Source organism: Streptomyces sp. TLI_053, from assembly GCF_900105395.1.
Taxonomy (GTDB): domain Bacteria; phylum Actinomycetota; class Actinomycetes; order Streptomycetales; family Streptomycetaceae; genus Kitasatospora.
In genome coordinates, this window is record NZ_LT629775.1 from 5139150 (window position 1) to 5161911 (window position 22762).

The 22762-nt window shown below is 74.3% G+C and carries 26 protein-coding genes and 3 tRNA genes; 15 read left to right on the top strand and 14 right to left on the bottom strand.

The window, feature by feature from the left end:
• Positions 1-105: 105 nt before the first annotated feature.
• From BLU95_RS20775 to BLU95_RS20785, 3 genes are all read right to left on the bottom strand, one after another.
• Positions 106-663 (bottom strand): SRPBCC family protein, encoded by a 558-nt coding sequence (locus tag BLU95_RS20775; RefSeq protein WP_093861355.1) that lies wholly within the window; start codon positions 661-663, stop codon positions 106-108.
• Between the two features lie 120 nt (positions 664-783).
• A complete protein-coding gene (locus BLU95_RS20780; RefSeq protein ID WP_093861356.1) occupies positions 784-1254 on the bottom strand; it encodes a GNAT family N-acetyltransferase in 471 nt (156 codons plus the stop codon).
• 113 nt (positions 1255-1367) lie between these two features.
• Positions 1368-2096: a TetR/AcrR family transcriptional regulator gene (locus tag BLU95_RS20785; protein ID WP_231977705.1), complete on the bottom strand. Its 729-nt coding sequence runs from the start codon at positions 2094-2096 to the stop codon at positions 1368-1370.
• Positions 2097-2213: 117 nt separating this feature from the next.
• On the opposite strand from BLU95_RS20785, the gene BLU95_RS20790 reads away from it, so the two are divergent.
• The 4 genes from BLU95_RS20790 (at position 2214) to BLU95_RS20805 (ending at position 5715) form a co-directional block, all read left to right on the top strand.
• Entirely contained in the window at positions 2214-2597 is a 384-nt protein-coding gene (locus BLU95_RS20790) for a VOC family protein (RefSeq protein ID WP_043467156.1), read from the top strand.
• 149 nt (positions 2598-2746) lie between these two features.
• The gene (locus BLU95_RS20795; protein WP_093861357.1) at positions 2747-4093 is read left to right on the top strand and encodes an FAD-binding oxidoreductase; all 1347 of its coding nucleotides are present in this window, start codon (positions 2747-2749) and stop codon (positions 4091-4093) included.
• Positions 4094-4261: 168 nt separating this feature from the next.
• Entirely contained in the window at positions 4262-4783 is a 522-nt protein-coding gene (locus BLU95_RS20800; protein ID WP_093861358.1) for a SigE family RNA polymerase sigma factor, read from the top strand.
• The gene (locus tag BLU95_RS20805) at positions 4780-5715 is read left to right on the top strand and encodes a hypothetical protein (RefSeq protein WP_093861359.1); all 936 of its coding nucleotides are present in this window, start codon (positions 4780-4782) and stop codon (positions 5713-5715) included. Before BLU95_RS20800 ends, BLU95_RS20805 begins: the two co-directional genes overlap by 4 nt.
• Positions 5716-5787: 72 nt before the next feature.
• Here BLU95_RS20805 and BLU95_RS20810 read toward each other — a convergent pair whose 3' ends face one another.
• Positions 5788-6495 carry a 2-phosphosulfolactate phosphatase gene (locus BLU95_RS20810; protein WP_093865014.1) on the bottom strand — a complete coding sequence of 236 codons (708 nt, stop codon included), beginning with the start codon at positions 6493-6495 and terminating at the stop codon, positions 5788-5790.
• 273 nt (positions 6496-6768) lie between these two features.
• Between BLU95_RS20810 and BLU95_RS20815 the strand changes: the two genes are divergently transcribed.
• Positions 6769-7971, top strand: a complete 1203-nt coding sequence (locus tag BLU95_RS20815) for an IS110 family RNA-guided transposase (protein WP_093858221.1) — start codon at positions 6769-6771, stop codon at positions 7969-7971.
• A 27-nt stretch (positions 7972-7998) separates the two neighbouring features.
• On the opposite strand, the gene BLU95_RS20820 is transcribed toward BLU95_RS20815, so the two are convergent.
• Positions 7999-8172 carry a Uma2 family endonuclease gene (locus BLU95_RS20820; protein WP_093861360.1) on the bottom strand — a complete coding sequence of 58 codons (174 nt, stop codon included), beginning with the start codon at positions 8170-8172 and terminating at the stop codon, positions 7999-8001.
• 304 nt (positions 8173-8476) lie between these two features.
• On the bottom strand, positions 8477-8701 hold the full coding sequence (locus tag BLU95_RS20825) for a hypothetical protein (RefSeq protein ID WP_093861361.1): 225 nt from the start codon (positions 8699-8701) through the stop codon (positions 8477-8479).
• Positions 8702-9077: 376 nt separating this feature from the next.
• Here BLU95_RS20825 and BLU95_RS20830 point away from each other — a divergent pair, with 376 nt between their 5' ends.
• Positions 9078-9281 (top strand): cold-shock protein, encoded by a 204-nt coding sequence (locus BLU95_RS20830; protein ID WP_014136787.1) that lies wholly within the window; start codon positions 9078-9080, stop codon positions 9279-9281.
• Positions 9282-9423: 142 nt separating this feature from the next.
• Positions 9424-10590 (top strand): damage-control phosphatase ARMT1 family protein, encoded by a 1167-nt coding sequence (locus BLU95_RS20835; RefSeq protein WP_093861362.1) that lies wholly within the window; start codon positions 9424-9426, stop codon positions 10588-10590.
• A gap of 78 nt (positions 10591-10668) precedes the next feature.
• Here BLU95_RS20835 and BLU95_RS20840 read toward each other — a convergent pair.
• From BLU95_RS20840 to BLU95_RS20855, 4 genes are all read right to left on the bottom strand, one after another.
• Positions 10669-10742, bottom strand: a tRNA-Phe gene (locus tag BLU95_RS20840).
• A 27-nt stretch (positions 10743-10769) separates the two neighbouring features.
• Positions 10770-10843 (bottom strand) — tRNA-Asp (locus BLU95_RS20845).
• A 65-nt stretch (positions 10844-10908) separates the two neighbouring features.
• Positions 10909-10981, bottom strand: a tRNA-Glu gene (locus BLU95_RS20850).
• A gap of 154 nt (positions 10982-11135) precedes the next feature.
• A complete protein-coding gene (locus BLU95_RS20855; RefSeq protein WP_173862274.1) occupies positions 11136-11477 on the bottom strand; it encodes a metallopeptidase family protein in 342 nt (113 codons plus the stop codon).
• A gap of 80 nt (positions 11478-11557) precedes the next feature.
• Between BLU95_RS20855 and BLU95_RS20860 the strand changes: the two genes are divergently transcribed.
• The 6 genes from BLU95_RS20860 (at position 11558) to BLU95_RS20885 (ending at position 17386) form a co-directional block, all read left to right on the top strand.
• Positions 11558-12037, top strand: a complete 480-nt coding sequence (locus tag BLU95_RS20860) for a fluoride efflux transporter FluC (protein WP_173862089.1) — start codon at positions 11558-11560, stop codon at positions 12035-12037.
• Positions 12034-12444 (top strand): DUF190 domain-containing protein, encoded by a 411-nt coding sequence (locus tag BLU95_RS20865; protein ID WP_093861365.1) that lies wholly within the window; start codon positions 12034-12036, stop codon positions 12442-12444. Before BLU95_RS20860 ends, BLU95_RS20865 begins: the two co-directional genes overlap by 4 nt.
• The gene (gene crcB, locus BLU95_RS20870; RefSeq protein ID WP_093861366.1) at positions 12441-12815 is read left to right on the top strand and encodes a fluoride efflux transporter CrcB; all 375 of its coding nucleotides are present in this window, start codon (positions 12441-12443) and stop codon (positions 12813-12815) included. The genes BLU95_RS20865 and crcB overlap by 4 nt, the downstream gene beginning before the upstream one ends.
• Positions 12816-13018: 203 nt before the next feature.
• The gene (locus tag BLU95_RS20875; RefSeq protein WP_093861367.1) at positions 13019-13810 is read left to right on the top strand and encodes a hypothetical protein; all 792 of its coding nucleotides are present in this window, start codon (positions 13019-13021) and stop codon (positions 13808-13810) included.
• A gap of 209 nt (positions 13811-14019) precedes the next feature.
• A complete protein-coding gene (locus tag BLU95_RS20880; RefSeq protein WP_093861368.1) occupies positions 14020-16365 on the top strand; it encodes a DEAD/DEAH box helicase in 2346 nt (781 codons plus the stop codon).
• Between the two features lie 178 nt (positions 16366-16543).
• Positions 16544-17386 carry a TIGR02452 family protein gene (locus tag BLU95_RS20885; protein ID WP_093861369.1) on the top strand — a complete coding sequence of 281 codons (843 nt, stop codon included), beginning with the start codon at positions 16544-16546 and terminating at the stop codon, positions 17384-17386.
• Positions 17387-17426: 40 nt separating this feature from the next.
• On the opposite strand, the gene BLU95_RS20890 is transcribed toward BLU95_RS20885, so the two are convergent.
• A complete protein-coding gene (locus BLU95_RS20890) occupies positions 17427-17762 on the bottom strand; it encodes a hypothetical protein (protein ID WP_093861370.1) in 336 nt (111 codons plus the stop codon).
• A gap of 272 nt (positions 17763-18034) precedes the next feature.
• On the opposite strand from BLU95_RS20890, the gene BLU95_RS20895 reads away from it, so the two are divergent.
• Together BLU95_RS20895 and BLU95_RS20900 are read left to right on the top strand one after the other, a co-directional pair.
• Positions 18035-19240 carry a low temperature requirement protein A gene (locus tag BLU95_RS20895; RefSeq protein ID WP_159424956.1) on the top strand — a complete coding sequence of 402 codons (1206 nt, stop codon included), beginning with the start codon at positions 18035-18037 and terminating at the stop codon, positions 19238-19240.
• On the top strand, positions 19237-19683 hold the full coding sequence (locus BLU95_RS20900; protein ID WP_093861372.1) for an RICIN domain-containing protein: 447 nt from the start codon (positions 19237-19239) through the stop codon (positions 19681-19683). Before BLU95_RS20895 ends, BLU95_RS20900 begins: the two co-directional genes overlap by 4 nt.
• Positions 19684-19785: 102 nt before the next feature.
• On the opposite strand, the gene BLU95_RS20905 is transcribed toward BLU95_RS20900, so the two are convergent.
• From BLU95_RS20905 to BLU95_RS20915, 3 genes are all read right to left on the bottom strand, one after another.
• Positions 19786-20514, bottom strand: coding sequence for a tyrosine-protein phosphatase (locus BLU95_RS20905; RefSeq protein WP_093861373.1), 729 nt, complete (start codon positions 20512-20514; stop codon positions 19786-19788).
• 130 nt (positions 20515-20644) lie between these two features.
• Entirely contained in the window at positions 20645-21433 is a 789-nt protein-coding gene (locus BLU95_RS20910; protein ID WP_093861374.1) for an SDR family oxidoreductase, read from the bottom strand.
• 45 nt (positions 21434-21478) lie between these two features.
• Positions 21479-22696: a DNA glycosylase AlkZ-like family protein gene (locus BLU95_RS20915; RefSeq protein ID WP_093861375.1), complete on the bottom strand. Its 1218-nt coding sequence runs from the start codon at positions 22694-22696 to the stop codon at positions 21479-21481.
• Positions 22697-22762: the final 66 nt, after the last annotated feature.

The following is a 22762-nucleotide window of genomic DNA, read 5'->3' on the forward strand; positions in this document are numbered from 1 at the left end:
TCGTGGGATTAGGGTCGCTGTGCTTTCAGGGGTGTCGTCCCGGGGATGTGCCGCCGGGATCTCGTGCCAGGAGCCTTTTCCGGATGTCTTTCAGGGGGGGGCGGTTCAGCTTTCCTTCTCGACGACCCGCTTGATCCGCTCCAGGGTCACCCCGAGGTCGGCGGCGACCTTGTCGCCCCACTCGGCGAAGAAGCGGCGCTTCGCGTCCTCGTCCATCCCGGCGGTGATGCCCCGGATCCCCTCGGTGGCGGAGCCCATCCGGAAGTGGTGCACCAGCACGCTGTGGTCCGCCTCCGGGTCCGCGCCGGGGGCCACGTCGAAAGCCCAGACGCTGTCCTGGGCGCGGCCGCCGGTGTCCCGCATGGCCCAGCGGAAGGTCCGGCCGGGCTCGGCCGCGACCACCTCGGCGTGGGTGTACCAGGTGCCGCGGACCACCGGCGCCCAGGCGACCACGTCCGGGCTGCGCAGGTTCTCGCCGCGGAACACCGAACCGACCTCGGCGGGCGCGCCGGAGACCCAGCTGCCGCCCTGGCATTCCGGGCTCCACTCGCCGCAGCGCGGGAGGTCGCTGATCACCGAATAGATCTCGTCGGGGGTGGCGGAAATCCGGATCTCGGCCCGGGAACGGAAAAGCGGGGCGTTTTCTGCGGTGTTTTCTCCCATGGCCGGAATCCTGGGCGGCGGCCCGCGGGAGGGTCAAAGGCGTACCGACGGGTCCGTCAAGTCCGGCCGTGGACCTGACACATCGCGTCCGGAACCGGTTCGGGGGCCACCGGCCGGATGCTAAAGAGGTGCGCCGGGGCGTGACCCGGACGGCACGTCCCGGAGGTCGAGGCCGAAGTGCAGTGCCGTGACCGCCATCCGGTGCGCGTGGTAGAACCGGTGCGCGCCGTGGTTGGCCGTGCCGGAGTCCAGTTCGATCCGGACGCAGCCGGCCGCCGCGGCCCGTTCGCGGAGCACCGCGAACAGCCGGCCGCCGACGCCGGCGGATCGGGTCGACGGCGCGGTCACCAGGTCGTCGACGAAGAACAGCCGCCCCCGGCTGGTGGCCAGGACCCGGTGCGAGGCCACCGCCAGGCAGCGGCCCCGGCCGTCGTACGCGGCGGTGAACACCAGGCCCTGGGCGTGCGCCTCGGCCGCGAAGGCGGCGAAGCCGTCCGCCCCGAGCGCCGGGCGCAGCGCCAGCAGCAGCGGCGCGACGTCCCGCAGCAGGGCGGGCCCGTCCGGCCCGACGTCCACGAAGCGGAGTTCCATCTTTCCGTGCCCCCGTCGGTGGTGGTGGTCCGGTTGGTGCTGGTGCTGGTGCTGGTGCTGGTGCTGGTGCCGGTGGCGGGCCGGCGGCGGTCCGGCCGGACGGCCGGCGCCGATCAGCCCCGGTCCGGTACGCCGTACACCGCGAGGAACGCCGCCACGCCGTGCTCCACGACCTCGGCGATCCGCTCGGCCGGCATCGGCAGCGCGCCGTAGAAGGTGGGCTGGGCGACGGCGAGGAAGGTCAGCAGGTTGAGCATCCGAGCGGCCTCGGCCGGGTCGGGCACCACCAGCAGCCCGCGCTCGGCGAAGTCGGCCATCCAGTGCGTCAGCACCCGGTGGGTCTCCCGGGGGCCGGCGTCCTGCCAGGCCTCCAGCACCGCCGGGCGGATGTGCAGCGCCTCGGCCTCGATGGTGCGCACCAGCGCCCAGTGCTCGGCGAAGGTGGTGAGCGAGTCGACCCGCTCCAGACCGAAGTCGACCAGGTCGGTGCGCAGGTCGACGATCTTGCGCAGATGGCGGTCGGCGATCTTCGCCTGGGTGGCGGCCACCGTGCCGGCGCCTTCCAGGATCACCGACCGGAACAGCTGCTCCTTGTCGGCGAAGTGGTTGTAGATGGTCCGCTTGGAGACGCCGGCCTCGGCGGCGATGGCGTCCACGCTGGTGCGGGTGAAGCCCTCGCGGCCGAACACGGTGCGCGCCGCGCGGGCGATCGCCACCCGCTTCTCCGGCATGCCGCGGCGCGCGGTGGCCGGAGTGACGTCCGGGTCGGCGTCCGGGACGACGGCGTTCGTGCCGTCGGCCGGGTCGGCGGGTCTCGCGGCCGGGGCGGTCTGTTCGGTCACGGGGAAAACCTCCTTGCAGTGCACTACATCGTGTAGTTTACGACATGCTTGACGTGAAGCGGACTTCAAGTCCTACGCTCGTCGGTACGTCCGGAAGTCCCAGGAGGGAAGCGTTCCATGGCCGTTCAGCTGAACCACACCATCGTTCCGGCACGGGACGACGAGGAGACCGCGCGCTTCCTGACCGAGATCCTCGGTCTGGCCGCCCCCGTGCGCAGCGAGCCCTTCCTTGTTGTACGGCTGGCCAACGACGTCGCGATGGACGTGATGCGGATCGACGGGCCGGTCCCCACCGGGCACTACGCCTTCCTGGTCGGCGACGAGGAGTTCGACGAGATCCTCGGCCGGGTCCAGGACCGCGGCATCACCTACTGGGCCGACCCGTTCCACCGCCACGCCGGCCGCGTCAACGACTGGTTCGGCGGCCGCGGCGCCTACTTCGAGGACCCGAACGGCCACAACCTGGAGATCATGACCCGCGCCTCCGGCGACAGCCGGTAGCGCCCGCGACCGCCCGGCCGCGGTCCCGGGGGGAGGCCGCGGCCGGGCCGCGCGCAGGTGACCGTCCGTCAGAACCCGTTCGCCGGAAACCTGACAGAGATCGGATACGGACGGGATTGCTCCGCCCCCGCGCGGGTTAGCCTCCCCGCATGATCGAGACCAAGGGGCCGGTGCACCGGCCGGGAGACGACGAGTACGACGCCCGACGGACCGGCTACAACCTCGCGCTGGACCACCGCCCGGCGCTGGTGGTGTCCGCCGCCGACACCGCCGATGTGGTCGCCGCCGTCCGGTACGCCGCCGAGCACGGACTCGCCGTCGCCGTCCGCGCCACCGGCCACGGCATCTCCGTGCCCACCGACGGCCAGCTGGTGATCGACACCGCCGCGCTCGACCAGGTCACCGTCGACCCGGCCGCCCGGACCGCCACCGTCGGCGCCGGCGTCCGCTGGCGCCAGGTGCTCGACGCCGCCGCCCCGCACGGCCTCGCCCCGCTGAGCGGCTCCAACCCCGACGTCGGCGCGGTCGGCTACACCCTCGGCGGCGGCATCGGCCTGCTCGGCCGCCGGTACGGCTTCGCCGCCGACCACGTCCGCCGGCTGGAGGTCGTCACCGCCGACGGCCGACTGCTCGAGACCGGCCCCGGCACCGAACCCGACCTGTTCTGGGCCCTGCGCGGCGGCAAGGACAACTTCGGCATCGTCACCGCGATGGAGATCGACCTCGTCCCCTGCACCGGCCTCTACGGCGGCGGCCTCTACTACCCCGCCGAATCCGCCGCCGCCGCGCTGCACGGCTGGGCCGAGTGGAGCCGGACCGTCCCCGAGGAGCTCGCCACCTCCGCCCAGCTCATCCGCTACCCCGACATCGACGCCGTGCCGGAGCCGATCCGCGGCCGCTACGCCGTCGTCCTGCGGGTCGCCTGGAGCGGCCCGGCCGAGCAGGGCGAGGACTGGGTCCGGCCGCTGCGCGCCTTCGGCACCCCGCTCCTCGACACCGTCCGCGAACTGCCCTTCACCGAGGCCGGCACGATCCACCACGAGCCGCCGTTCGCGCACCCCGCGTACGACCGCAACACCGCCCTGCGCGAGTTCACCGGCGAGACGGCGGACGCCGTCCTGGACCTCGCCGGACCGGACGCCGACAGCCCGCTGATCGTCGAGTTCCGGCTCCAGGGCGGCGCCTACTCGCGCGAGCCCGCCGTCCCGAACGCCGTCGGCGGCCGGGACGCCGGCTACCTGGCCTTCTCCACCAGCATGATCGGACCGGTCCCGCTGGACGGGCTGCGCACCGCGCACGCCGCGCTGCACGAGCGGCTGCGCCCGTGGTCCACCGGCGGCGCGCTCGCCAACTTCTTCGGCCTGGACGACGCCGACCCGGCCGTCGTGCGCACCGCCTACCCGGAGCCCGTGCACCGGCGGCTCAGCGAGCTCAAGGCGGTCCACGACCCGGGGAACCTGTTCCGGCTCAACTTCAACATCCCGCCCGCCGGCTGACCCGCCCGCCGGGCCGCCGGCCGACCCGTCGGCCGGCCCGCCCGCTCGGCCCTCTACCCTGCTGACCTCCTCCCCTGCCCGTTCGGACTGCCCTCGCGGACCACCCCGCGGACCGCCGCGGCAACGGTTCGCGGCCGGAGCGGGCTCTGGGAGGGCGAGGAGGTACTCATGGGAGCCAAGAAGGCCGAGCGGGACGCCGATTTCAACGCGTTCGTGACCGGTGCCTGGCCACGTCTGATGCGGACGGCGTTCCTGCTGACCGGGGACCGCTACCTGGCGGAGGACGTGGTGCAGACCGCGCTGGAGCGGACCTACGCCGCCTGGGGGAGGGTCACCAAGGCCGACGAGCCGTACGCCTACGTGCGCCGGATCGTCGTCAACGAGCACGCCCGCCGCTTCCGGCGCCGGGTCCCGGAGCAGCTGGTCAACGCCGTGCCGGAACGGACCGGTCCGGACGGCTTCGCCCGCCTGGACGAGCGGGCCGCCCTGCTGGAGGCGCTCGGCACCCTGCCGCCGGGCCAGCGGCAGGCGGTGGTGCTGCGGTACTGGGAGGACCTGAGCGAGACCCAGGCCGCCGCCGCCATGGGCTGTTCGGTGGGCACGGTCAAGAGCCAGGCGTCGAAGGGCATCGCCAAGCTGCGGGAGCTCTCCTCACTCATCACCATGACGAGCATCGGAGGTGCGGCATGAACCGCGACGAGGCGCAGGAGAGCGGGGCGGCGGGCGGCGAGCAGGTGGCCCGGGCCCTGGCCGGGCTGGCGGAGACGTTCGAGACCGGTCCGGCGCCGTACGGGGCGGTGCTGGCCGGCGGCCGGCGGCGGCTGGTCCGGCGGCGCACGTCCCTGGGCGGGGCGCTGGCCCTGACCCTGGTGGCCGCCCTCGGCGGCGTGGCGGCGGTGAACGGCGGGATCGGCGGACCGTCCGGCGGGACGGCGGTGGTGGCGTCGAGCGTGGACGTGTCCACCGTGCTGACCCCGGCCGCCGGCGGGCCCGCCGCAACCCCGGGCGCACCCCGCGACCCGCTCTCCCCGACCCGGATCCAGGTGCTCGCCGGTACCAAGGACGGCAAGCCCTGGAGCGTCTGGGCGGCCCTGTGGCCGGCCCCCGGCAAGGAGCGGATCCGCGAGCAGGCCCGGCTGATCTGGCAGGAGGACGCCGACGCCGGCTACCTCTGGCCCGCGCCCACCGACGACTACCTGAACCAGTACGGGACGCCGGACGCCGACCACGTGGTCTTCTACTACGTCCAGGACGGCAAGCGGCTCGCGCGCTCCGACGAGACCTTCGTCGCGCCGCCCGGGACCCCGGTGGGCTTCTTCCACACGGACCCGTCGCTGCGGGACGACTTCGCCCACTTCTGGTTCGGCGCCCAGGCCAAGAACGGCACCGAGGACCCGCTGTACACCGTCCCCAAGGTGGACATCGGCCTGGTGCGGCCGGGCGTCGCCCGGGCCGTGATCGAGTGGGCCGACGGCGTCACCGCGGAGCCCGCGATCCTCTCCCTCGGCGACTCCGAGGCCCGCTGGATCGGCGCCGCCAAGCGCGGCATCGCCGCCGAGCTCCGCCTCTACGCGGCGGACGGTTCCCTGATCGGCACCAAGAAGGGCTGGGCGGAGAACTGACCGCCCGCTGAGCCCGGTACGACCCGGCGGGCCCCGGGGGAGTCCGCTCCCCGGGGCCCGCCGGTGCGCCGGTCAGAGCCCGGCGGGAACGGCGGGCACGGCGACCGGCCGCAGCACCGTCAGCGAGTCCTCCTGGGACGCCACCATGGCGAAGGAGAACCGGTCGAGTTCGAGGCAGAGCGCGACGTCGTCGGGATGGGCCCCCTCGCGCACCCCCTGCGCCAACTCGGCGGCGGCCCGCGACCCGGCGGCCCGGCGGAGGTACGCCCCGGCCCCCGCAGCCGCGCCCGTCCCGTCCCCGGCGGCCCGCGCGGCGATGTACTCGGCGCACGCCCGGTCCTCCTCGGCCCGCCCGTCCTCGCCGGTGACCACGTAGGTGACGCTCCCGCACCCCCGGTCCCGGAGCAGCCGCGCCGTCGCCCCCGCCACCACGAAGGCGGCGCACAGCACCAGCGGGGAGTCCTTCACCGCGAGCGCGCCGACCGTCCCGGCCGTGGTCTTCTGCACCACCGTCCGTCCGCCGAGGTCCACGTCCCGCAGCAGCCCCGGCGAGTTGACGGCGTCGAACCCGGGCGCCGCCGCCCCGTCCTTGAGCGCCACCCACCCCGACTGCCGGGCCTTGAGCGCCAGCGCCTCGTCGAGCGACCCGGCGAGCACGATCCTCTCGGCCCCCCGCTCGAACGCCCAGGCGGCCACGGTGAACGCACGCATGACATCGACCACGACCGCGACCGCCGGAACCCCGGCCACCTCGTCGATCCCGAGAAAACTGGACTCCATGCCCGCCATGATCGCGGGCCCCGCCTTCCTCCGCCCACCCGTTACCGTTTTCGTGGCCCCGCAACGGGGTTCCCGGCCTCCCGGCCCGGCATGACTTCCGCCCCCTGTCGAGGATGATCGAAAAGGTGGTGTCACCGGGCTCGGAGGCGTTGGCAGACCGCTGATGAGGGGCTTGAGCGCCGATCCCACACCGGGCGAGGCAGGCTCTCCGTAACGTGGATGCCGGCACGCCGATGCCACAGGGCCGGGAGAGCGAGACCTGGGGAGGGGCAGTTGACCAGCACCGACAGCATTGACGTCTATCTCGGCCTGGACGTCGGCAAGGGCGAGCACCACGCGACCGCGCTCACCCCGGCCGGCAAGAAGGTCTTCGACAAGGCACTGCCCAACAACGAGCCCAGGCTCCGCGAGCTGTTCACGAAACTCCAGGCCAAGCACGGGACCGTGCTCGTGGTGGTCGACCAGCCGGCCACCATCGGCGCCCTGCCGCTGGCCGTCGCCCGCGACACCGGCTGCCGCACCGCCTACCTGCCCGGCCTGACCATGCGCCGGATCGCGGACCTCTATCCGGGCGAGGCGAAGACCGACGCCCGCGACGCGCACGTCATCGCGGACGCCGCCCGCGCCATGCCGCACACCCTGCGCGACCTGGTGCCAGCCGACGAGACCGTCGCCGAGCTGGAGATGATCGCCGGATTCGACGACGACCTCGCCGGCGAGTCGACGAGGATCAAGAACCGCCTGCGCGGCCTGCTCACCCAGATCCACCCCTCCTTGGAGCGGGTCCTGGGGCCTCGGCTCGACCACCCGGCCGTCCTGTCATTGCTCGAACGGCACGGTTCCCCGGCCCAGTTGAGGAAGGCAGGCCGACGGCGACTGACCGCACTGCTACGGTCCAAGGCCCCGCGGATGGCCGAGCGCCTGGTCGAGGACATATTCGCAGCCCTCGACGAGCAGACCGTCGTCGTGCCCGGCACCGAGGCCGCCGCGCTGATCGTCCCCAGCCTCGCCACCTCGCTGACCGCGGTCCTCGACCAGCGCAGACTCCTCGCCGCGAGGATCGAGGAACTCCTGGAGGCCCACCCTCTTTCCCCGGTCCTGACCTCGATGCCCGGCATCGGGGTCAGGACCGCCGCCCGGATCCTCGTCGACGTCGGTGACGCCCGCGCCTTCCCGAGCGCCGCCCACCTCGCCGCCTACGCCGGCCTGGCGCCCGTCACCCGCGCCTCCGGGTCGTCCGTCCGGGGCGAGCACCCGTCCCGGCGCGGCAACAAACAGCTCAAACGGGCCTTCTACCTCGCCGCGTTCGCCTCGCTGTCCCAGCCGGAGTCACGCGCCTACTACGACCGGAAACGACGCGAGGGCAAGCACCACGTCGCGGCCCTCGTCGCACTTGCCCGCCGCCGCATCGACGTCCTCTTCGCCATGCTCCGCGACGGCACCCTCTACCAGCCGCCGGCCACGGCCACTGCTTGACGAAAGCTATAGGGGCACCTTTTCGGGTCAGTACGGCAGCAGGTCGCCCGTGACCAGGTCGAAGCCGAACGGCTCGGGGATGTGCAGGGTCTCGCCGAACTCGACGTCCTCGCGGCGGTGGTACCTCGCCCCGTCGGGCCGGCTGAACAGGGTGACGGTCTTCTGCCGGGCGTCGACCAACAGGTAGAGCGGGATGCCCATCAGCGGGTAGTCGCGGGTGTCGCCCGAGATCCCACCTCGAAGCCGTCGGGCAGGCTCCGGCAGGCTTCGTCGAGAAGGGCGGAGTGCTCCGGGTTCATGCGCGCGGTCTGCTGAGTCGCCGGGCGACCCCAAAGTGTTCCGCCACCGCGCCCGCGCACGCGGACGTCCCGAAGAGCGGGCTCTCCGGGCAGCGCGGCGTCGGCACCGGCGTCGACCGGCGCCGCACGCGACGGCCTTCCGACGGGCGGAGCCGAGGCGGTGCCCCTCGCGCCGGTCGGCGACCGCGTCGACCGGGCGCCGGGGGTCAGAGCAGGAAGAGCTTGGCGAAGGGTGCGGTGATCCGCTCGGTCCGTGAGCCGAAGTCGACCAGTACGGCGAGTTCGCCCTCGACGCCGATGGCGCGGCCGAGACCGTACTCGTCGTGCGTCACCCGGTCTCCGACGGCGAATTGCTTGGGCGGCGGCGGGGCAGCCGCCTGACGGAAGGGGCTGGTGGGGAGGTGGCGCCGGGGCGCGGCTGAATTCGTCATCCCGGCCAGTATGCGCTTGATTTCGGCATCGTGGGTGGCTTGATCCGCCGGATATTTTGGATCTTGGACGCCGGGGGGCGGACGGCGGTGCGCGGCCGGGGGCACCGGCACCGCCGGCCCGGGCGAGCGCCGAGCGCCCCCGCGGGTCCGAGCCGCACCCCAGAACTGGCCGCGGAGAGCTCCCCCGTTGAGGTACGGACCCTGCTACAGTCGTGGTAGTTGCAGTTGTGGTTCCCATGAACTTTGTGTGCGCCTGCTGATTCTGATCGCAGGCGTATTTTGTTACCCGGCCATTTCTCCGGGTGGGTCATCATCACGGCGACGCGGAACTCGCGACCTGTGAGTTCCGGACGTCCCATTCGAAGGATATTTTTTCATGGCTAACGGCACCGTGAAGTGGTTCAACGCGGAAAAGGGCTTCGGCTTCATCGAGCAGGACGGTGGCGGCCCCGACGTGTTCGCCCACTACTCGAACATCAACGCCAGCGGCTTCCGCGAGCTGCTCGAGGGCCAGAAGGTCGAGTTCGACGTCACGCAGGGCCAGAAGGGCCCGCAGGCGGAGAACATTCGCCCGCTGTAGTACTTCCGGCCGTCCGGCTCCGCCGCCCGGCCCGGGCCCGCACCGCGCACTCGCGGTGCGGGCCCTTCGGTTTTCCCGCGCCGCTTCCGCTCGCCCCCGGGTCTGCCGGATTCCCCCGTCGAGAAGAAGGACGAATCCAAGCATGTCCAGCGCACGTGTGATCCTGAGCGGCACTCCCGGTTCGTTCGCCCGGGACGTCTTCCACGAGCGGCACCCGAAGCTCGTTCAGCAGGTGCTCGACGCACTGCCGTACGGGCCGAGCCAGCGAGCCGCAGTCGAGGACCTCCTCGCCGAGAGCACCAGCGGTGTGCTGCAACCGCTGAGCGCCGGCGCCCACGACCACCAGCAGTGGCTGGAGTGGGGTGAGGGCCTGTTCGGACGACCGTGGGGCGAGGCGCCGTTCCTGTGGGCCGAGAGCTACTTCTACCGCAGACTGCTCGAAGCCACCGGCTACTTCCGGCCGGGGGCCTGGCAGGGCATCGACCCGTTCGCACCGTTCAAGGACGCCGAACTCGCCGGCCCGGCCGTGGACGCCGAGCTGGCGGCCCTCGGCGACCTGCCCTCGGACCTCACCCACGAACGAGCCGCCGCGCTGCTCTCCTCGGCGCTCTGGGGCAACCGCGCCGACCTGAGCTTCCGGATCACCGCAGAGGCCGGAGCGTCGATCGCGTCCGACCTGGTGGCCGACGACAGCGAGTCGCTCTGGGCCGAGCTGGAACGGGCCCGTGGCGGGCGCGTCTGCATCGTCGCGGACAACGCCGGCCGTGAGCTCCTGCCGGACCTCGTGCTGGTCGACCATCTCCTGGCGTCCGGCCTGGCGGCGCAGGTCGTCGTCCACGTGAAGCCGCAGCCGTACTACGTGTCGGACGCGACGACGGCCGATGTCCTCGCCACCGTCGAGCGTTTGCGCACCGCGATCGCACCGGCGGCCAGGACGATCGGCGAACGACTGTGGGGAGCGATGAGCAGCGGAGCACTCGTGATCCGCACGCACCCGTTCTTCTGCGCGCCGCTGCCGTTCCACGACATGCCCGCCGACCTTCGCTCCGAGTTCGCCGACGCAGCCATGACGGTGCTCAAGGGCGACCTCAACTACCGCCGGCTGGTGGGCGATCAGCTGTGGCCGCCCACGACGCTCTTCGCCGAGGCGGCCGGCCACTTCCCCTCGGCCGTCACGGCTCTGCGGACGCTGAAATCGGACGTGATCGTCGGCGTCGACGCGGCCGTCCTCGCTCGGCTCGACAGCGCCGGGACGCCGTGGCGCACCAGCGGCCGCCACGCCGTCGTCCAGGTCGATCTCCGTCCGTAGCCCGGGTGGGCGTACAGGAACATGCAGAAGGCCCCGGAGAGAACCTCTCCGGGGCCTTTTTGCCTTTTCAGGCGGCTGTGGCCAGGGCCGGGGTCGAACCGGCGACCTTCCGCTTTTCAGGCGGACGCTCGTACCAACTGAGCTACCTGGCCGTACTGCACCGTCTCTTGCGAGACGAGCGATCCCGACGGGACTTGAACCCGCGACCTCCACCTTGACAGGGTGGCGAGCTAACCAACTGCTCCACGGGACCTCGAGGTGGCGAACCACCCAGGTCTTACTGGGTCTTGCTTCACTGCACTGTACTACGGTACTGCGTGCCCCCAACGGGATTCGAACCCGTGCTACCGCCTTGAAAGGGCGGCGTCCTGGGCCACTAGACGATGAGGGCTTGCGGCCTGTCCCGCCGTTTCCGGCGCTCGGGGACGTCGAGAAGCATATGGGATGTCGGGCGGATCGCCAAAACGGGTTTCGGCCAGGTGGGCGGGTGGGTCGTCGGGGCCGGGCGGTGGGGCCGGCCGGTGGGGGCGGTTCCGGGGCGGGGCTCAGGACCAGCCGAGTTCGTCGAGCTCGTGGTCGTCGAAGCCGAAGTGGTGGGCGACCTCGTGGATCACCGTGGTGCGGACCTCCTCGACGACCTGCTCGCGGTCCTCGCACAGGCGCAGGGTCGGGCCCCGGTAGACGGTGATCCGGTCGGGGAGGACGCCCGCGTACCACTCGCCCCGCTCGGTGAGCGGGGTGCCCTCGTAGAGGCCGAGGAGTTCCGGGTCGGCCGGGTCGGGCTCGTCCTCGACGAAGACGGCGACGTTGTCCATCATCGCGGCGAGCCGCGGCGGGATCAGGTCGAGCGCGTCCGCGACCAGTACCTCGAAGTCTTCCGGGGTCATCTCCACCGGATCATTGTCGGGTCTGGGGTGACGGTGTGCCAGGCGGTCGGCACCGTCGATCGCCGGTGTTTGATGGGGCTGTGGCGACTTCGGAGGACTTGGTGGCGGACGGTGCCGGGCCCGGCCCGGCGGCGCGGGGGCGCCCGCCGGTGCTGCGCGGGCAGGGGCCGGCGGTGGCGGTGGTCGCGGCCGGCGGGGTTCTGGGGGCGACGGCCAGGTACGGGGCGGGGCTGCTGTGGCCGACCGGTCCGTCGGCCTTCCCGTGGACGACGCTGCTGGTGAACGTGGTGGGATGCGCCGTGATCGGGGTCTTCCTGGTGGTGATCACCGAGGGGCGGCCGGTCCACCCGCTGGTGCGGCCGTTCTTCGGGACCGGTGTGCTGGGAGGGTTCACGACCTTCTCGACGTACGCGGTGGACTTCCGCCGGCTGGTGGCGGAGGGGCGGCCCGGCCCGGCGGCGGGGTACCTGGCGCTGACGCTGCTGGCGGCGCTGGCGGCGGTCTGGACGGCGGCCGCGGTGACCCGCGGACTGCTGCGGCGGGCCGGGGTGCGGGCATGACGGCCGGAGCACGCGGGGAGGCCGGGGAGGCCGCCCGGCAGGGCGGGCCCGCACTGCGGCTGACCGTGCTCGTCGGCGAGAACGACCGCCGGCACCACCGCCCGCTGTACAGCGAGATCGTGCACCGGGCGCGGGCCGCCGGGCTGGCCGGGGCGAGCGTGTTCCGGGGGATCGAGGGCTTCGGCGCGTCCTCGCTGGTGCACACGGCGCGACTGCTGTCGCTGAGCGAGGACCTGCCGGTGGCGGTGGTGATCGTGGACAGCGAGGAGCGGGTGCGGGCCTTCCTGCCCGAGCTGGAGGAGCTGCGGCCGGCCGGGCCGGTGACCCTGGAGCGCTGCGAGCTGCTCCGGTACGCGGGGGCCGACAGCACGGGCTCGACGGGCGGCGCGGGGGAGGGCGGGGCGTGAACTGGCTGCTGGTGGTGCTCGGTGCGGCGGTCGGCGCGCCGCTGCGCTACCTGACCGACCGGGCCGTGCAGTCCCGGCACGACTCGGTCTTCCCCTGGGGGACCTTCACCGTGAACGTGGCCGGCTGCCTGGTCCTCGGGCTGGTGACCGGGGCGGTGGCGGCCGGTGCCGCGTCCTCGCAGGTCCAGCTGCTGCTGGGGACGGGGCTGTGCGGCGCGCTGACCACGTACTCGACGTTCTCGTACGAGACGCTGCGGCTGGCCGAGGGCGGGGCCGGGCGGTACGCGCTGGTGAACGTCCTGGGCAGCGTCGCGGCGGGTCTGGCGGCGGTGTACGCGGGCGCCGGGCTGGCCGGGGCCCTCTGGGGCTGACCCCCTCGTCCGCGGGCCCGCCGTCGAACGCCCGGGCGTTCGCACTCCCGGGCGAAGGGGGCCCGGCCGACGCTCGTTCGAGTGCTCCCGGTGCGTCCACCCGTGTCCGTGCGCCGGGGGCGCGCGTTGGGCACCCGCAAGGGTGGCCGTGCGCGCGTGGTGGGCGGCCCGGGCGGGGCGGGAGAGGGAGCTCGGTGGCGGCGATGCGTGCGATGCGTGCGGTGGCGGAGCGGGAGACGGCGGTGGACCGGGACGGGCCGGAGCGGACGCGGACGGTGCGGACCGGGGCGGTCCGGGCGGTGGCGGCCCTGGCGGTGGCCGGACTGGGGCTGACGGGGTGCATGTCGGTCGGGCCGGGCGCGGACGAGAAGCACCGCACGGTGCCGGTCGGCCAGGCCGGGACGCCGACCAGGCCGGGGCCGACCGCCTCGGCCTCGCCCAGCGGCGGCGGACACCAGGGCGGCGCGGTCGGGCGGTCGGAGCGGGCCGGGGGCGCGCAGGCCCAGAGCGCCTCGGCCGGCGGTATGAACGCGGCCCCCGGGGAGCCGGCCGTCGGCGCGAACGGCGCGGCGGGCGCCGGGGGCGGGAACGGCGCGGGCGGCGTCAACGGCGCGCCCGCGGTCGCGGACCCGGTACCGGCGGCGGCCCCCGGCGAGCCCGCGCCCGGCGCGAGCGGCACCGCCGGGGGCGCGAGCGCCAGCCCCGCACCTCGTCCGGGCGGAGCCGTCACGGGCGGCGCGGCCGGCGGCACGGCGGGCACGGGCGCCGCCGCCGGCGGCACCGGCCACCCCGGCGGCACGGGAGCCACCACCGGCACCGGCGACGGCCGTACCGGCGGTGCCACGGCCTCCGCCCCGGCGGCCAGTCCCTCCGGCCACCCGGCCTCGCCGGAGCCCGGCCGCACCACCCCCGCCCCGACCGCCACCCCGGCCCCGGAACCGACGGTCGCCCCCAGCGCCACGGCGGCCCCCAGCGCCGGACCGGCCGCACACTGAAGGGACTTGAATCACAGCCTGGCCTCGGCATTTGCCTCCGATCCCCAGGCTCGTCTATGGTGGTAGATCGTTCGTTTGATTCATTTGTCTGGCGCCCTACACCCATCTGGCGCCCTTGGCGCGTTCCGGCGATCCGTGGCTGACCGCATAGAGGCGGTTGTGAAACAGAACCCCGGACTTTGGCGCGTGCCACTTCCGGAAGGTTTTGCATGTCTCTCGTTGACGACGCCCGCTTCGCCATGCCCGCGAGCGAGTCCGCCGCCGATGTCACCACCACCGCCCCCGAGGCCGACGCCGAGCTGATCGCCGCCGTCGACGCCGTCGAGGAGAACACCACCGAGGCCGTCGCGGACGACGCCGCCGACGCCGCCGAGGCCGACGACGCCACCGACACCGCCGAGGGCGACGACGAGGCCGTCGAGGCCGAGCCGACCCTCACCTTCGGCGACCTGGGCCTGCCGGACGAGGTCGTTCGCGCCCTCGCCAAGCGCGGTGTCACCACCCCGTTCCCGATCCAGGCCGCGACCATCCCGGACGCCCTGGCCGGCAAGGACGTGCTGGGCCGCGGCCGTACCGGCTCCGGCAAGACCCTCAGCTTCGGCCTGCCGCTGCTGACCCGCCTCGCCGCCGGCGAGCGCACCCGCGCCAAGTCGCCGCGCGGTCTGATCCTGGTCCCGACCCGCGAGCTGGCCATGCAGGTCGCCGACGCCCTGGAGCCCTTCGGCTCGGTGCTCGGCCTGCGCCTCAAGGTCGTCTGCGGCGGTACCTCGATGTCGAACCAGATCTACGCGCTGGAGCGCGGCGTCGACGTCCTGGTGGCCACCCCCGGCCGTCTGCGCGACCTGATCAACCGCGGCTCCGCCAAGCTCGACGACGTCCAGGTCGCCGTGCTCGACGAGGCCGACCAGATGGCCGACATGGGCTTCCTGCCCGAGGTCACCGAGATCCTCGACCAGGTCCCGGCCGGCGGCCAGCGCCTGCTGTTCTCCGCCACCCTGGAGAACGAGATCGACACCCTGGTCAAGCGCTACCTGAACAACCCGGTCACCCACGAGGTCGACCCGTCGGCCGGCGCCGTGACCACCATGACCCACCACATCCTCGTGGTGAAGCCCAAGGACAAGGCGCCGATCACCAACGCGATCGCCGCCCGCAAGGGCCGCACGATCATCTTCGTCCGCACCCAGATGGGCGCCGACCGGGTCGCCGAGCAGCTGCTCGAGGCCGGTGTGAAGGCCGACGCGCTGCACGGCGGCATGACCCAGGGCGCCCGCACCCGGGTGCTCGGCGACTTCAAGGACGGCTACGTCAACGTTGTCGTCGCGACCGACGTCGCCGCCCGCGGCATCCACGTCGACGGCATCGACCTGGTGCTGAACGTCGACCCGGCGGGTGACCACAAGGACTACCTGCACCGCTCCGGCCGCACCGCCCGGGCCGGCCGTTCCGGCACCGTCGTCACCCTGGTGCTGCCGCACCAGCGCCGCAGCGTCTTCCGCCTGATGGAGGACGCGGGCGTCGACGCCGGCCGCCACATCCTGGACCACGCCTTCGACGCCGAGGTGGCCCGGATCACCGGCGCCCGCTCGCTGGTCGAGGTCCAGGCGGAGAGCGCGGCGAACATCGCCGGTGCCGCCGAGCGCGAGATCGCCGACATGACCCGTCAGCTGGAGCGCGCGCAGCGCCGCGCCACCGAGCTGCGCGAGGAGGCCGACCGGCTCGCCTCGCGGGCCGCGCGCGAGCGGGCCGAGCTGGGCATCGTGGACGAGGCCCCGGCCGCCGAGGGCGAGGAGACCTCCGTCGCGACCGTGACCGAGCCGGCCGCCGCCGAGCCGACCGAGGAGCGCACGCCGTCGTACCGCGAGGCGCGCAACGAGCGTCCGGCGTTCAACCGCGACCGTGACCGCGGCGAGCGCGGCGGTTCCGGCCGTGACCGTGACGACCGTGGTGGCCGTTCCTTCGGCGATCGTGACCGCGGCGAGCGCGGTGGCTTCAACCGTGACCGTGACGACCGTGGTGGCCGTTCCTTCGGCGACCGTGACCGCGGCGAGCGCGGCGGTTTCAACCGTGACCGCGACGACCGCGGCGGCCGTTCCTTCGGCGACCGTGACCGCGGCGAGCGCGGTGGCTTCAACCGCGGCGGCGGCTTCAACCGCGACGACCGTCCGGCCCGTTCCTTCGGCGACCGTGACCGCGGCCAGGGCGGCGGTTTCAACCGTGACCGTGACGACCGCGGCGGCCGTTCCTTCGGCGACCGTGACCGCGGCCAGGGCGGTGGCTTCAACCGTGACCGTGACGACCGCGGCGGCCGTTCCTTCGGCGACCGTCCGGCCCGTTCCTTCGGTGACCGTCCGGCCTTCGGCCGTGACCGCGACGAGCGCGGCGGCAGCAACAACCGTCCGTTCGCCCGCCGTGACGACCACCGCTCCGGCGGCCGTCCGCAGGCCGGCGGCGGCTTCAACCGCGACCGCGGCGACGAGCGCGGCGGCCGCTCCTCCGGTGGCTACAACGCCGGCTTCAACCGCGACGACCGCAAGCCGCGCTGGAAGAACTGACGCCGGCCCGCGCTGACCCGCGCACCGCACGGCACCACGGCCACGGGCCCGCTCCGCATCGTCGGAGCGGGCCCGTGGCCGTTCGGCGTTCCCGGGGCCGCCGTCGCCCACGGCCGTTGTTCTGCTGCTGAGAATAACCAGTGGCGCGGCGCCCGCCCGGTCACCTACGGTCGGTCGCATGAGCAGCAGACTGCGTGATGTGGCGGCGGTGAACGAGGGCATCGCCGAGCGGGGGAGCTACCGCGCGTCCGGGGGCGACTCCGTCGATCTGGCCGAGCGCCTGACGGCGTCCAGGGCCGGGACGGTGTCGTACGACCCGGCCGCTCTCGACGCGCTGGTCTCGGCGGGCGGCCCGGGGCCGACGGCGGACGCCGGCACCGTCGAGGTCACGGCCGAGGGCAGTGTCCAGGCGGCCCGCCGGCTGTTCGGGGCGGGGGCGGGCCCGGTCGGGGTGCTGAACTTCGCGTCCGCGCGGAACCCGGGCGGCGGCTATCTGCGCGGGGCCCGGGCCCAGGAGGAGGACCTCTGCCGCAGCGCCCTCCTCTACACCAGCCTGGTGGAGGCGCCGGACTACTACGCGGCGCACCGCGCCTCCGGCGACCTCCGGTACAGCCACCGGGTGATCGTCTCGCCCGGGGTGCCGGTGATCCGGGGCGAGGACGGCGGGCTGCTGGCGCGGCCGTACCCGGTGACATTCCTGACCTCGCCCGCGCCGAACGCCGGCCAGCTCGCCCTGCGGGCCGGGGGCGACGGGGTGGACGTCCGTGGTGTGCTCGCCGAGCGGGCCGAGCGCGTGCTCGCGGCGGCGGCCCGGCACGGGATCCGCGCGCTGGTGCTGGGGGCGTGGGGCTGCGGGGTGTTCCGCAACGACCCGGCCGAGGTGGCGGAGGCGTTCGAACTGGCGCTGGCCCGGTACGGGGCGGCCTTCGACCGGGTGGTCTTCGCGGTCTGGGACCGGACGCCGGTGTCGCCGAACCGGGCCGCGTTCGAGGCCCGGTTCGGCGGCGGGGGAGCGGGGTGAAGGGGCGGGCGTGAGGGGTCGGGCGTGAGAGCGGCGCCGCTCAGCTCTTCCGGGTGACGAGCGCCGTGGTGGCGGCCGAGGCGGCGGTGACCACCCCGGTGACGGCCAGGACGGCGGGCCAGGCGCCGATCCGCTTCGCCAGCGGGTGCGAGCCGCCGAAGGCCACCACGTAGAGCCCGGTCAGGGCGGCCGCGGCGGGCGCGCCCGAGCGGCGGTGCCACTGTGCGGCGGCGCCCGCACCGGCCACGGCCAGGACGGCACCGCCGAGCTGTCGCCTGCCGCTCCACCGGGCGACGCCGTAGCCGCCGACCAGACCGCCCGCCGCCGTCAGCGCGGCGGGGGCGGTGGCCGTGAGCGCGTTCGGGATCCTCGCCATCGTCGGTTCCACTCCTCGACTCCAGGCGGATCCGGTGCGGACCCGCGGCGGACTCCTCGGGACTCCGGGGCGACCGGCCCCGGGGCTCCCCGGAGCTCCGACCATAACCCGGCACCTGCGGCGGCCCGCCCGCCGGTGTCCGCCCGCCGCCCCGCCCTCCGGTGTCCGCCGATGGCCGGACGGCGTCCGGCCGGTGTCGGTGGGCCGTCGGCCGCCGCCCGACTGGCGGAAACCCCGGCGGGGGCGGTCCGCCGTCCCCCATACTCGCGCGGGTGATCGCGACCAGTACCTCCGCCGCCGGCGGAGCCACCGCCCCCACGCCCGCACCCGTTCTCCTCGACGCCACCGCCGAGCCCTCGCTCCGGGCGGCGCCGCTGGAGCTCTTCCTCGATCTCGTCTTCGTCTTCACCGTCACCCAGCTGACCGGCAGCCTGGCCCACCACCTCACCCCGGGCGGCTTCGCCCAGGTCCTGGTGATGCTGGCGGTGATCTGGTGGATGTACGACGCCTTCATCTGGCTGACCAACGCCATGCCGCCGAGCACCCACGGCCGGCGCTGCCTGCTGATGCTCGCGATGGCGGGTTTCCTGGTGATCTCGCTCTCCGTACCGCACGCCTTCGAGGGCAGTGGCGCCGCCTTCGGCTGGGCGTACCTGCTGGTGGTGGCCGTGCACACGGGCATGTTCGCGATGTCCGGGGTGGCGCTCGGCCCGGTGCTCCGGATGGGCGGGCTCAACCTCGTCAACACCGGGCTGGTGGTGGCCGGCGGTTACCTCACCGGTTCGGTCCAGCTGGCCTTCTGGGCGGCCGCCTTCGCCCTGCAGTTCGCGATACCCCGGCTGGTCGACCTGCCCAGCTTCCAACTGCGTGCGGACCACTTCGTCGAGCGGCACGGCCTGGTGGTGATCATCGCGTTCGGCGAGTCGGTGATCGCGATCGGCGTCGGCGCGGGCACCGCCGAGCTCAGCGCCCCGCTCGTCGGGGTCGCCCTGCTGAGCCTGGCCGTCTGCGTGGGGCTCTGGTGGGCGTACTTCGGGCACGACGACGACACCCGGGCCGAGCACCGCATGGCCGCGCTGCCCTCCGACCGGCGCAATCGGCTCGCCGTCAGCGTCTACAACCTGGGCCACTACGGGCTGCTGCTCGGGGTGCTGCTGTTCGCCGCCGGGGTGAAGTCGGCGGTCGCGCACCCGGGGGCGCCGATCACCGGCGCCCAGGCGGCCGCCCTGGCCGGGGGAGTGGCGCTCTTCCTGGTCGTCAACACCGCGGTCCGCCGCACCTTCGACCTCGGGCCGAACCTGCCGCGGCTGCTGGCCGCCGCCGCGGTCGCGGCCGGCACGCTGCTCGGCACCGCGGTCTCGGCCCTGGCGGAGGTCGCCGCGGTGGTGCTGGCCCTGGCCGCGGCCTTCGGCTGGGAGCAGCGGACCCCGGCGCGGCGGGCGGGACTGTCGGTGCCCGGTGGGACACTCCACGGGTGACCGAGCACAAGATCACCGACGGCCGCTACCGGATCCGGAACGTCGCCACCGGCCTGCTGCTGGAGGTCCCCGGCGGCAGCCGCCGCAGCGGCGTCAAAGTCCTGCTGGCTCCCGAGGACGGCTCGGACGCCCAGCTCTGGCGGCTGACCGCCGTCCACCCGGGCGGTGCGCTGTTCCACGTCGAGAACGTCGCCGGCGGCAAGCGCCTGGACGTCACCGGCGCCGCGACCGACAACGGCGTGCCCGTCCAGCAGTGGTCCGCCAACGCCTTCGGCGCGCAGGAGTGGCTGGTCGAGCACCACCTCGACGCCCCGGGCACCTGCACCCTCACCAGCTTCGTCAGCGGCAAGGCCCTCACCGCCCCGGCCGCCCCGTCGGACCCCGTCCACCAGTGGGAGGACACCGACTCCCCGACCCAGTGGTGGCACCTGGAACGCCAGTAGGCCACCCCGGCCGGCCCCGGCCGGTCGGGACCGCCGCGGCAGACCCCGGCAGGCCCCGGCCGGCCGCGTCGCCGCGTGCCGTCCGGGGCCGGAGGACCCGCCCTACGCGGAGAGGTTGGCCCGGAGGGCGGCGAGGTCCTCGTCGGTGCTGCCGTGGGCGCGGAGGTAGGCGGGCACGGAGCCGTGGTGGTCCCGGATCCAGGCGAAGGAGGAGGCGAGCAGTTCCTCCGAGATCGGGCGGGAGATCCGCTCGGCGCCGGTCTCGTCGATGTACGGGGCCGGGCCGTCCAGCAGGCCCAGGCCGGTGTTGGAGAGCAGGTAGTCGGCGGTGATGTCGTCCTCGGAGGCACCCAGCAGGGTCTGGACGACCGCGACGGTGAGACCGGTGCGGTCCTTGCCGACGGCGCAGTGGACGACGGCCGGCAGGGCGCCCGGGGTGCCGAGCCGGCGGATCGCGGCGACCAGCGACGGGCCGGCCGTGGAGGCCATGAACGGGTAGAGCTCCTCCTGGCCCGTCGGCCACGGCCGGTCGGTGTCCTCCCGGTCGGCGGGCAGGGTGGGAAGGCTGAGCGCCTCGTGGTCGAGGCCGTGCCGCAGGTCCGGCCAGACCTCCGCCTCGACCGGGCTGCGCAGGTCGATCACGGTGCGCAGGCCCAGGGCCTTCAGCCGCAGCGCGCCCTCCGGGGCGAGCGTGTGGAAGGAGCCGGAGCGGAACAGCACGCCCCGGCGGAGTGCGCCGACGCCCCCCGCGTCGCGGAAGTTGCGCACTCCGGGGATGTCGATGAAAGAGGACGGCAGGTCGGCTTCACGGTCCGGCAGGTCGTCGGTCATGGGCCCACCGTAAGGTCGCGGACCGCGCGAGGGGAAGGAATCCCCCATTCCGCCGGACCCGCGACCGCCCGCGCCGCGCCGCCGACCTGCCCGCGCCACCGCGCCCCGCCCCCCGCCGGCCCCGTCGGCGTCAGCGCCCGCCGGCGACGTCCAGGAAGGCGCCGGTGGTGTACGAGGAGGCCGGCGACAGCAGGAAGAGGATCGCCTCCGCGACCTCGTCCGGCCGCCCACCGCGCCGCATCGGCAGGTTCGGCGCGACCCGGTCGACCCGACCTGGCTCCCCGCCCAGGGCGTGGATGCCGGTGTGGATCAGGCCGGGGCGGACGCAGTTGACCCGGACGCCCTCGTCGGCGACCTCCAGGGCCAGCCCCCGGGTCATCGAGTCGACGGCCCCCTTCGCCGCCGCGTAGTCCACGTACTCGTTGGGCGAGCCCAGCCGGGAGGCGGCGGAGGAGACGTTGACGATCGCGCCGCCCCGCCCGCCGTGCCGGGTGGACATCCGGCGGACGGCCTGCGCGGCGCACAGGAACGGTCCGGTGATGTTGGCGGCCCAGATCCGGTTGAGCCGCTCCTCGTCGATGTCCTCCAGCCGGCTCTGCCGCTCCAGCGTCCCGGCGTTGTTCACCAGCCCGGTGAGCGGGCCCAGTTCGGCGTCGACGGTGGCGAACAGCCGGGCCACCTCGGCACTGCGGGTGACATCGGCGCGGACGGCGAGCGCCTCCCCGCCCCCGGCCCGGACGGCGTCCACCACCGAGGCGGCGGCGGCCTCGTCCGAGCGGTAGTTGACGCAGACCCGGTAGCCCCGCCGTCCGGCCAGCAGGGCGGTCGCGGCGCCGATGCCGCGACCGGCACCGGTGATCAGCAGCACGCCGGCCGGGTCGGAGCCGTGCGGCTGGGCGAACTCGTTCGAAGTCGACATGGTTCGTACTCTATGCCGACCCCCAAATGGCGTCGGCCGGAGCGCCTATTCGCCCGAACTCGCCCGCAGGGCCTCGATCCTGGGCGCCCGGCTCTTCGGCGAGTCGAGGCTGAAGCCGCGCGCGTCCCCCAGCTCCGCCCGGACGAACTCCTCCGTCCGGGCCACCGCCGACCGCAGCCCGGCGTTCGACGGCACGAAGGACAGATGGACGATCTCGGCGCGTTCGGTGTCGTACTCCCAGCAGCCGACGATCCGGCCCCGGTCCAGCACGACGTGGGTCTGCGGGTCGGCCTCGCTGCCGAAGCTCCGCCCGGCCCGGCCGGCCGGCACCGGACGGACCGCGTCGGCCGGGTCGACCAGCCGGGTCAGCTCGCGGTGCAGCAGGTGGATGCCGTCGATCCCGGCCAGCAGCGTGTAGTGCGGTTCGGTCGGCACCGTGAACCCGGCGAAGGCGTCCACGAGTTCGGGCAGCATCAGCAGCTCCGAACCGGGGGCCACCGGCACCGCGCCCGCCTCCGCGAACGCCTGCCGGGCGGTGGCGGCGCCGAAACCGGAGAACCACCGGAAGTGCTTCAGCGAGGCCGGGCCGGCCCAGGTCAGATAGCGCCGGGCCAGGTCCGCCGTGCCGCCGCCGACCGGCTGGTCCCACCGCGCGTAGCCGTACCGCTGCTGGTCCAGCCGGCCGTTGGCCGGCACCCGGCGCAGCTGTCCGCGCGACTGCATCAGCCCGAGGGCCAGCGGCAGGGTGGTGGACAGCCCGCGCTTGCGCCCCGGCTCGCCCAGCGACCGGACGGCCTCGCCGACGGCCACCCGGATCGCCGCCGGGTCCAGCGGCCCCGGTGCTTCGGCGAGCGCGCGGTCCACCGCCAGGCAGAGCCGCTCGACCTCGCCCGCGGTCACCCCCAGGTGCTTCGCGGCGGACGCCACCTCGCCCTCCGGCACGGCCGCGCCGGCCGCCAGGGCGAGCGCGTAGTCCTCGGCCGGGACGATGTAGGTGCAGCCGCGCGCGGCGGGCAGCTCGTGCGCCTCCAGCCGGGCCACCGCGGCGTCCACGGCCGCCCGGCCGAGCCCGGCCCGGGCGAACAGGCCCAGGTAGGGCGCCGCCCCTCCCACCGACCTGGCCCACCCGGTGGCCGCCAGCACCTCGCCGACCGACGCCTCCGGGTGCGCGCCGTCCAGCCACTGCCGGTGCGACCACCAGGCCCGGAGCTTCGCCGTGCCGATGCCCGTCCCCGCCGCCGGACCGCCGTTCGCCCTCGCCATGCGGCCCAGTATCGGCCCGCGGGCGCCCGCGGCCGCGGAATTCGATGGCCCGGCGCGGCCCGACCC